General features: G+C 73.9%; 7 protein-coding genes. 1 reads left to right on the top strand and 6 read right to left on the bottom strand.

Features of this window, described 5'->3' with window-relative positions:
- Both ACWD0J_RS39100 and ACWD0J_RS39095 read right to left on the bottom strand, forming a co-directional pair.
- A partial coding sequence (locus ACWD0J_RS39100; RefSeq protein WP_451500628.1) for a carboxyl transferase domain-containing protein occupies window positions 1-308 on the bottom strand: 308 nt, incomplete at its 3' end.
- A 154-nt stretch (window positions 309-462) separates the two neighbouring features.
- The gene (locus tag ACWD0J_RS39095) at window positions 463-2,844 is read right to left on the bottom strand and encodes a polysaccharide lyase 8 family protein (RefSeq protein WP_451500627.1); all 2,382 of its coding nucleotides are present in this window, start codon (window positions 2,842-2,844) and stop codon (window positions 463-465) included.
- A 144-nt stretch (window positions 2,845-2,988) separates the two neighbouring features.
- Between ACWD0J_RS39095 and ACWD0J_RS39090 the strand changes: the two genes are divergently transcribed.
- Window positions 2,989-3,597, top strand: a complete 609-nt coding sequence (locus ACWD0J_RS39090; protein ID WP_451500626.1) for a YceI family protein — start codon at window positions 2,989-2,991, stop codon at window positions 3,595-3,597.
- A 129-nt stretch (window positions 3,598-3,726) separates the two neighbouring features.
- On the opposite strand, the gene ACWD0J_RS39085 is transcribed toward ACWD0J_RS39090, so the two are convergent.
- From ACWD0J_RS39085 to ACWD0J_RS39070, 4 genes are all read right to left on the bottom strand, one after another.
- Window positions 3,727-4,293 (bottom strand): YdeI/OmpD-associated family protein, encoded by a 567-nt coding sequence (locus tag ACWD0J_RS39085; RefSeq protein WP_451500625.1) that lies wholly within the window; start codon window positions 4,291-4,293, stop codon window positions 3,727-3,729.
- A 357-nt stretch (window positions 4,294-4,650) separates the two neighbouring features.
- Window positions 4,651-5,436, bottom strand: a complete 786-nt coding sequence (locus ACWD0J_RS39080) for an ABC transporter permease (RefSeq protein ID WP_451500624.1) — start codon at window positions 5,434-5,436, stop codon at window positions 4,651-4,653.
- Window positions 5,433-6,980, bottom strand: coding sequence for a hypothetical protein (locus ACWD0J_RS39075; protein WP_451500623.1), 1,548 nt, complete (start codon window positions 6,978-6,980; stop codon window positions 5,433-5,435). Before ACWD0J_RS39075 ends, ACWD0J_RS39080 begins: the two co-directional genes overlap by 4 nt.
- A complete protein-coding gene (locus ACWD0J_RS39070; protein WP_451500622.1) occupies window positions 6,977-7,927 on the bottom strand; it encodes an ABC transporter ATP-binding protein in 951 nt (316 codons plus the stop codon). The genes ACWD0J_RS39075 and ACWD0J_RS39070 overlap by 4 nt, the downstream gene beginning before the upstream one ends.
- Between the last annotated feature and the right edge of the window lie 235 nt (window positions 7,928-8,162).

Raw genomic sequence — 8,162 nt, 5'->3', positions numbered from 1 at the left:
TCCACCGTGCCCCAGCCGGTGATCACACCGTCGGTGTACGGCTTCCTGGCCTCCAGGCCGAAGCCGGTCGCCCGGTGCCGGCGCAGCTGCTCGACCTCCCGGAACGACCCCGGGTCCAGCAGCAGCTCGATGCGCTCCCGCGCGGTCAGCTTGCCCTTGGCGTGCTGCGCCCCGGTCGCCTTCTCGCTCGGCCCGGCCAGCGCCTGCGCACGGATCTCGTGCAGCTCGGCCACACGCCCGCGCGCGTCCGTCGGCTCACCCGTCGACTCGTCCGTCGACTCACCCGGCGCCTCATCCAAAACGGTCATGTAGCGACCTTACGAAGCCCACGAAGAAAAGCTCGCCGTCGACTCCGTACAGTGTCCGGACCGTTTTCCTGGTACCACTGAACAGAACCTCCACGGCATGCAGCCGTTCTGACTGCTCAGAGGGGGCCGCGCTTGTAGGGGTCGTACAAAGCCGTCAGCTGAGAGTCACCTCACATTCATGGGTGGCACATGCCCTCCCCGGAGTGACACGCAGGCGCAGTCGGCGGCCTGTGGAGAGCACCTCGACCGTGTCGTCCGCCCGGATCACCGTGCGCACCGGACGGTCCCAGGTGATCTCCAGGGGTTCGCCCGTGCGGGGCGGCTCGCTCACGCAGAGGGTGGCGGCAGCGCCCCGGCGGCGGACCAGGACGCTCGCGCCGGCGGTCACGGTGAGCGCGCCCGCGCCCCCGGGCTGCCAGAAGGCGGCGGCCGTGAGGCCGAGGGAGGGGACGTGGACCGCCTGGCGGGCACGGTCGTTGGCGAGGACCGACAGCCAGTGGCGGTCGGCGGCGCGCGCGGCGACCGTACGGCGGGAGGCCCCGGGCATCAGGACGTAGGCGTACGAGGCGTCCGTCGGGTCGGTGCCGTGGTTCAGCCAGAGGGTCTGCCAGCGCCGGGTGCGGCGCTCGGTCGTACTGGTGGTGTTGATGTCGGACCAGGCGCCGGTGCGGTCCTCACGGAGGGTCTTGAGGCGTCCGTCGAGGATCACCCAGCCGCCGTGGTCCTCCAGATGGGCCCAGCCGGGACCGCGCACGAAGGCCGGGGTGCCGTTCTCCCCGAGGTTGCGGTTGTCGACGACCGTCTCGACCGGGACGCCGTCGGCGCAGGTGATCCCCGCCCCGAGGCAGATCACCGCGTCGGCGACGCAGAACCACGACGTGCGGGCCTGGAGGGTGGAGTCCAGCCCTCTCAGGTGCTGGCCGATCGCCGCGTACTCGCCGTCGGTGGTGCCGCCGACCCAGCGGACGTCCGGCTTGGGGGCGCCCCACTCGCCGCCCGCCCGGTCCGGGAGGCGTCGGGTGGAGACGGTGGTGCCGGGGAGGCGGTACCAGTCGACGGTGGGCCAGAACCAGTCGGTGTACTGGTCCGAGCGGCCGGCCGGCCACCAGGAGACCATTCCGGCGCCCGTGTGCCAGCCGCGCGGGTTCTCCCCGTTGCCGCACTCGTAGTGGGCGATGCGGTCGCTGGCCATGGCGATGCTCGCGGTGAAGGCGGGGCGGCGGTGGACGGCGCGGTCCATCGCCGGGAAAAGACGGTGGCCGACGGGTTCCGGGGCGGCCGGCACGGGAGAGGCGGCGACCGCGTGCAGGCGGGCCAGGTCGGCGACGTCGTACTGACGTGCCGTCAGGACCGGTGTCACCGTGTCCCGTTCGATCCATCCCTTGACCCGGGCGTGCCAGCGGTCGCGCTCGGCCGGGCTCGCTCCGGCGGCGAGCAGCGCGATGGCGGCGATGAGGCCCTGGCCGTGGAAGTGGTCGCTGCGCATGACCTGGCGGTCGTCGCCCTTGAGCAGACCCCGGCTGATGGCACGGCCGTTGACGCTGTCCATCACCAGCCCGTCGTGGATGAGCGGGGCGTAGGCGTGCTCGACGCTGTCCAGGACGATCTGCCGGTTCGGGTCGGTGACCTCCCACGCGGATCCGGCGAGCAGGGCGAAGAGGCGCCCGAGTCCGTCGAGCACGACCTGGCCGTACGTCCCCGAGTAGGCGACCCAGGTGTGCTGGACGAACGAGCCGTCGGCGTGCAGGCCGTCCCCCTGGGTGACGTACGGGAAGACCGGCGAGAGCGCGTCCCGGGCGAGGGCGATCTTGGCGGGGTCGCGGCCCAGGATGCCGCGCAGGGCGACGGAGCGGCACAGGTCGACGCGGTTGGCGCCGGTGGAGGTGCCGGAGTAGTCGGTCAGCATGGTGTCCGGCACGAAGTGGTCGACGGCGGCGCACGCGGCGGCTCGCTGCGCCTCGGTGAGGTGCTCGTACAGGGCGGCCGTGATGTCCATGAGCAGGCGGGGGCTGCCGATCTGCCACTCCCACCAGTTGCCGTAGCGGGTGGTGGAGGGGTGGTAGACCGTGGCGGAGAGGTGGTCGAGGCCGCGGAGCACGTCGGCGCGGAGCCCCTGGTCGCCGGTCGAGCCGGTGCCCGCGCGGACGCAGGCCCGGGTCATGGTCCACAGGCGGGCGTAGCTGCGGGTGATGCCGGCGGGCGGGTCGTAGGGGTGGTCCGGCCACAGGGAGGTGGCGGTGGGGGCCATGGTCGCGCGGAAACCGCGGGCGAGCGCTCCGGTCTCGGCGAGGCGGGAGGCGTAGGGCTCGGCCGCGGGGTCGTAGCCGGTGCCGAGGGCGAGGCCGAGCCAGCGGTGGCGGAGGACGTCGTAGGGATCGGCGGCGCCGCCGTGGGCGTCGTCGTCGTTGTCGGCGGCGTGGGGCGCGGAGCCCGTCGCGCCGGCGGCCGCCATGAGGGCGGCGGTGAGCAGGAGGGCTCGGCGGGTGGGTCGCAGGGGGGCGGAGGGAAGGGCGAGGGCGCGACGCCGGGAAGTCATGACCGTCGTCTACCACCCCGGCGGCATCGCGCCAACACATCGCCGGTGACGTCGCCCACGACATTGCCTCGGGCCCGGAATAGGTCTACGGTCGTCCCTGTTGACATAGTTGAACGTTCAACAGCAATCCACCAGGAGCACGCCATGAGCATCTTCGGCCGCAAGGACACCACCGCCACGACCACCGCGGCGCCCGCCGCCGTGAACCCCGACCTCGCCGCCCTGACCGGCGACTACACGATCGACCCGGCCCACTCCACGCTCGGCTTCGTCGCGCGGCACGCCATGGTCACGAACGTCAAGGGCAAGTTCCTCGACTTCACCGGCACGCTGCACCTCGACGGCACCGACCCCTCCGCCTCCACCGCGTCCATCGACGCCGCGATGGACAGCATCGACACGGGGTCCGCGGACCGCGACGGTCACCTCAAGAGCGCGGACTTCTTCAAGACGGAGGAGTTCCCGGCCATGACCTTCCGCTCCACCCACGCGGAGGCCCTCGGCGGCGACGACTACCGCATCACCGGCGACCTGGAGATCCTCGGCGTCACCAGGCCGCTCACCATCGACCTGGAGTTCAACGGCGCCGCGAAGGACCCGTTCGGCAACGAGCGCGTCGGTTTCGAGGGCAAGGCGGAGATCCTGCGCTCCGAGTGGGGCCTGACGTGGAACGCCGCGCTGGAGACGGGCGGCGTCCTGGTCTCCGACAAGATCAAGCTGAACTTCGACATCTCGGCGATCAGGAACGCCTGAGCCTTCCGGCACGGGGCCTTCCGTCCGGTACCTGGGCCTTCTGACGCCGGCGCCCGAGACGTCCGCCCGAGCGCGCCCGCCCTCCGCTGTCGCAGCGGACCGGCGGGCGCTCGGCGTGTCACCCCTGGGTCAGCCTTGGGTCAGCCTGCCGATGACCGCCGCCAGTTGGGCCGCCCGGCTCTGCGGGGTGCGGGCGCGCAGGACGGGGAGCATGGCGAGGTAGCGGTCCGTCCTGCCGAGGCGTTCGAAGGCCTCCTTGGCGCGCGGGTGCCGCTCCAGCGCGGCGGTGAGATCGTCGGGGACGGTGGCCTCGCGCTGCGACTCGTACGCCGCCGCCCACCGCCCGTCCGCCCGCGCGGCCTCCACCTCCGCCAGCCCGGCGGGCCGCATGCGCCCGGCCTCCGTCAGCTCCCGCACCCGCCGCACGTTGACCATCGACCAGAGGCTGCCGGGCCTGCGCGGGGTGATCCGCTGGAGGTAGTACGAGGCGTCCAGCCCCTTGCGCTGACCGGTGATCCAGCCGTGGCACAGGGCGGCGTCGTTGACGTCGGCGGCGGTGACGGAGGGCAGGCCCGAGCCCTTCTTGGCGACCTTGACCCAGAGGCCGGGGTGCGGCGCGGGGTGGCCGGTGAGCCAGGTGTCGAGGTCGGTCACGGAGGTGAAGGCCTGGGGCTGCGGCTCGTCGGCTCGGGGCATGAGGAGAACCGTAGGCGGTACCGGGCCGCTTTCAACCGGTCGCGTCGTCCGTCCCGTACTGGGCGGGGCCGGCCCGGCGCTCCGAAGGAAACAGGGCGCGGACCGGGGGCGCACGCCCACATCACGGCCCGTATGACCCGTGCCCGTACGGCGCGTGCCCACAACGGTTCATCAGGTCCTCGCCGTACGTCGCCGCGTAACCGCCGAACGCCCCCGGGCGGGGGCAGGGGTCGGTCGGCGTCCAGGGGGAGGCCGGGGCGCTGCGCCGGCTCGGGCCGCGTCCCCGTCAGCCGTCGTCCGTGGCCGGCGGGTCCTCGCCGCCGGCCTGGTGGCATGCCGCCGGGGAGCGGTACGCCCTCACGCGTCACGCGCCCTGAACAGGGCCGCGCCCAGGAGCGACAGGCCCAGGGCGTAGGCGGCCAGGACCCCGAGACCCGGCCACGGGCCGATCGGCAGTCGGTCCAGGTCCCTGGTCGCCTGGACCGACAGGGCCGCCGGGATCGGCGCCCAGCGTTCGAGACGGTGCTGCCACGTGGGCGAGTCGAGGAGGCCGGCGAGGAGGGGGACTACGTACAGGAGGGCAAGGCCCAGGGTGATCGCGGCTGCCGTGTCCCGCAGGAGGGTGGCCAGGGACAGGCCCACCAGGGTCACCAGGGCCAGCAGCAGGACGGAGCCCGCTGCCGCGCGGAGGGTGGGACCGTCCGTCAGGGACGGGAGGGGGTGGCCCGTCGAGGCGTCGAAACCGTTCGCGGGCAGGAGCAGGCGGGCCGTGCCCAGGGAGGCCAGGACAGCCGCCGTTCCCGCCGCCGCCACCGGCAGGGACAGGGCCGCCGCCTTCGCCGCCAGCACCCGCCACCGGGCCGGCATCGCCGTCAGTGTCGTACGGATCGTTCCCGTGCCGTACTCCGCTCCCATCGACAGGGCGCCCAGGACCAGACAGGCCGCCTGGCCCAGCCACACGCCCGTCAGGCTCAGCCGCACCGTGTCCTCGTGGCAGGCGGCGGGCGACGGGCAGACCTGGGCCGTCAGCGAGGAGACCGCCGCCGTGCCGGCCGCCACCGTCGAGACGGCCAGCGCCGCCAGGAGCCACCACGTGCTCGGCACGGTACGGAGTTTCGTCCACTCGGCGCTCAGGTGCCTCACGCGTCCCTCCCGCGCAGACGCCAGGCCGCCAGCAGCAGGGCGACGGCCGTGTAAGCCCCCAGGACGGACAGGCCGGTCAGCGGGGACAGCGGATAACAGCCGCTCTCCGGCAGGCAGTTGTGGTCCACGAACGGGTAGTACGTGACACCCTGCTGGATCGCGAACGCCGCCGCCGGGGTCACCCGCAGCAGCCACTGCGCGGCCGGCAGCGGAAGCGCGAACGCCAGGATCTGCGGGAGGATCACCAGGACGGCCACAGTCGTGATCGCGCCCGCACTGGTGCGCAGCAGGACCCCCACGGCCAGGGCCAGCACCGCGACCAGGGCCAGCAGGGCCGCGCTGCCGACGACCGCGCGCAGGGCCGGGGTGTCGAGCAGGGAGTAGTCGGGGAAGGCGGGTGGCCCGAAGCCGTTCGCACGCAGGCCGGACTGGGCGAGGGTGAACGACAGGACCGTCGCCGGGAGGGCCGCCGCGAACGTCACGGCGGCCGTCACCAGCGTCTTCGCCGCGAGGACCTTGGTCCGCGACGGCGTCGCCGCGAACGTCGTGCGGATCAGGCCGCGCCGGTACTCGCTCGTCACGAAGAGCGCGCCCAGCGCGACCATGAACAGGACGCCGACGAAGACCCCCTGGAAGCTCATCTGGACGGTGTCGCCGCCGCTGAGGTCCGGAGCGATGTCGCCGCGGCCGGTGAGTGTGTGGGCGCCGGCCGGTGACACCTCGGTGGTGCCCGGTGCGGCGTCCTCGGGCGTGGGGCCGTTCGGGGTGCCGCCGCCCACGTCGGTGCCGGTCCATCCGGTGCCGGCCGAGGTGCCGCGGAGGGCGAGGTGGTCGAAGGTCCCGGTGACCGCTCCCCCGCCGAACACCTCGCTGGTGCCGCCGAAGGAGCGGCGCAGGACCTGGTGGGCGGGGGTGGCGACGAACGCGCCGACCTGGACCGTGCGCGGCAGGCCGTCCAGCCGTACGTCCTCGATCGCGGACCAGGTGCGGCCGTCCCTCGACGCGTGGGCCGTGACCTGCTCGCCCGACCGGGTCAGGCGCAGCCACCGCGGGCCCTGGCCCGCCGTGTCGCCCGCAGTGTCGCCCGCCGTGTCGTGGGTGAAGTTCCACTGGGTGCGGACGCCGTGGGCGGGGGTGATCATGACGGCCACGTACGGGGAGCCCGGGGTGAGGCTCTCCTTGAGGATCAGCCCGGCCTTCGCCCAGGGCTCCAGGGCCTTGCCGTCGGCGCTCTTCAGTCCGGTGACGCGGACGGTGACGGAGCCGTCGCCGGTCAGCGGGCGGTGGGTGGTGTGGAAGGCGTCGGTGACCACCGTGCCGTCGGGGGCGGTGACGACGTCCTCGCGGCCCCCGGTGCTCGATCCGCTCGCGCCGAGCTGGGAGACGACGACGGTCACCAGCGCCGCCACGGCCAGGACCAGCAGCCAGGCGCGGACCGTCCAGATCTTGGTCCACTCCGCGCGCAGCAGGTGCGGGAAGCCGGCGCGGGCCGGGTGCAGGCGGGAGCGGTACGGGGTGACGGCCGGTGGGGGTGTCGTGGTCACGGGGTCACCTCGTCGCCGGCCTCGGAGGCGTCCGTGGCCGCCGTGAACTCGGCCGCGTTCCGGGTGAGTTCCATGTACGCCTCCTCCAAGGTGGCGCGGTGGGCGCCCACTTCGGCGAAGGGCACCTGGGCCGCGCCGAGCAGTTCGACGATCCGGCGGGCGGGCAGGCCGGTGACGGTGAGGGTGTCTCTACCGGTCACGGCGACGGTGGCGCCCTCGCGGACGAGGAGGTCCATGGCCTGCGTACGGGCGTCGGTGCGCAGGGCGACCCGGTCGCCGGACGCGGCGGCCAGCAGGTCGGCCACCGCCGTGTCGGCGATCAGGCGGCCCCGGCCGATCACCACCAAGTGGTCGGCGGTGTCCTCCAGTTCGCTCATCAGGTGGCTGGAGACGAGGATCGCGCGGCCCTCGGCGGCGAGGCGGCGCAGCAGACCGCGGATCCACTGGATGCCCTCGGGATCGAGGCCGTTGACCGGTTCGTCGAGGAGGAGGACGGGAGGGTCGCCGAGGAGGGCGGCGGCGATGCCGAGGCGTTGGCGCATGCCGAGGGAGTAGCCGCCCGCCCTGCGGCGGGCCGCCGTTTCCATGCCGACCTGTTCGAGAACCTCGTCCACGCGGTGCGCGGACAGGCCGTGCGAGTGGGCGAGCCAGCGCAGGTGGTCACGGCCGCGGCGGCTCGGGTGCAGGGCGGCGGCGTCCAGGAGGGCGCCGACGTCCAGGAGCGGGGTGCGCAGGGCGTGGTAGGGACGGCCGCCTATCAGGGCCTCGCCCTCGTCGGGGGCGTCCAGGCCGAGGACGGTGCGCAGGGTGGTGGACTTGCCCGCGCCGTTGGGGCCGACGAAGCCGGTGACCGTGCCGGGCTCGACCCGGAAGGACAGGCCGTCGACCGCGAGGGTCCGGCCGAACCGCTTGCGCAGGTCGCGGACTTCGATGGTTGCGTCGCTCATGGGGAGGGAGGCTAGGCGGGGCGCGCGTCCGTGTCGTCACACCGGACGGGTCCCTCACGTGGGGGACGCCGGATGGGAGGGGGGTCGGCACAATGGCGGGGTGGGGAGCGGGGATCGGCCACCGGGGCCAGGGCCGGCCGGGTCGGCGGGGCAACGTTGCGGCGGGAGCCGGGGTCCGGGTCCGCGTCGGGGTGAGACGGGCGTCGGGGTACGGGTCGGGTCCGCGTCAGGGCGG

The sequence above is a fragment of the Streptomyces sp. NPDC003011 genome, from assembly GCF_053591515.1.
This window is presented reverse-complemented; position numbering and strand designations above follow the sequence as displayed.

Coding starts and splice junctions, on each gene's coding strand:
- ACWD0J_RS39095 (WP_451500627.1), bottom strand. CDS start 2,844: ATGACTTCCCGGCGTCGCGCCCTCGCCCTTCCCTCCGCCCCCCTGCGA.
- ACWD0J_RS39090 (WP_451500626.1), top strand. CDS start 2,989: ATGAGCATCTTCGGCCGCAAGGACACCACCGCCACGACCACCGCGGCG.
- ACWD0J_RS39085 (WP_451500625.1), bottom strand. CDS start 4,293: ATGCCCCGAGCCGACGAGCCGCAGCCCCAGGCCTTCACCTCCGTGACC.
- ACWD0J_RS39070 (WP_451500622.1), bottom strand. CDS start 7,927: ATGAGCGACGCAACCATCGAAGTCCGCGACCTGCGCAAGCGGTTCGGC.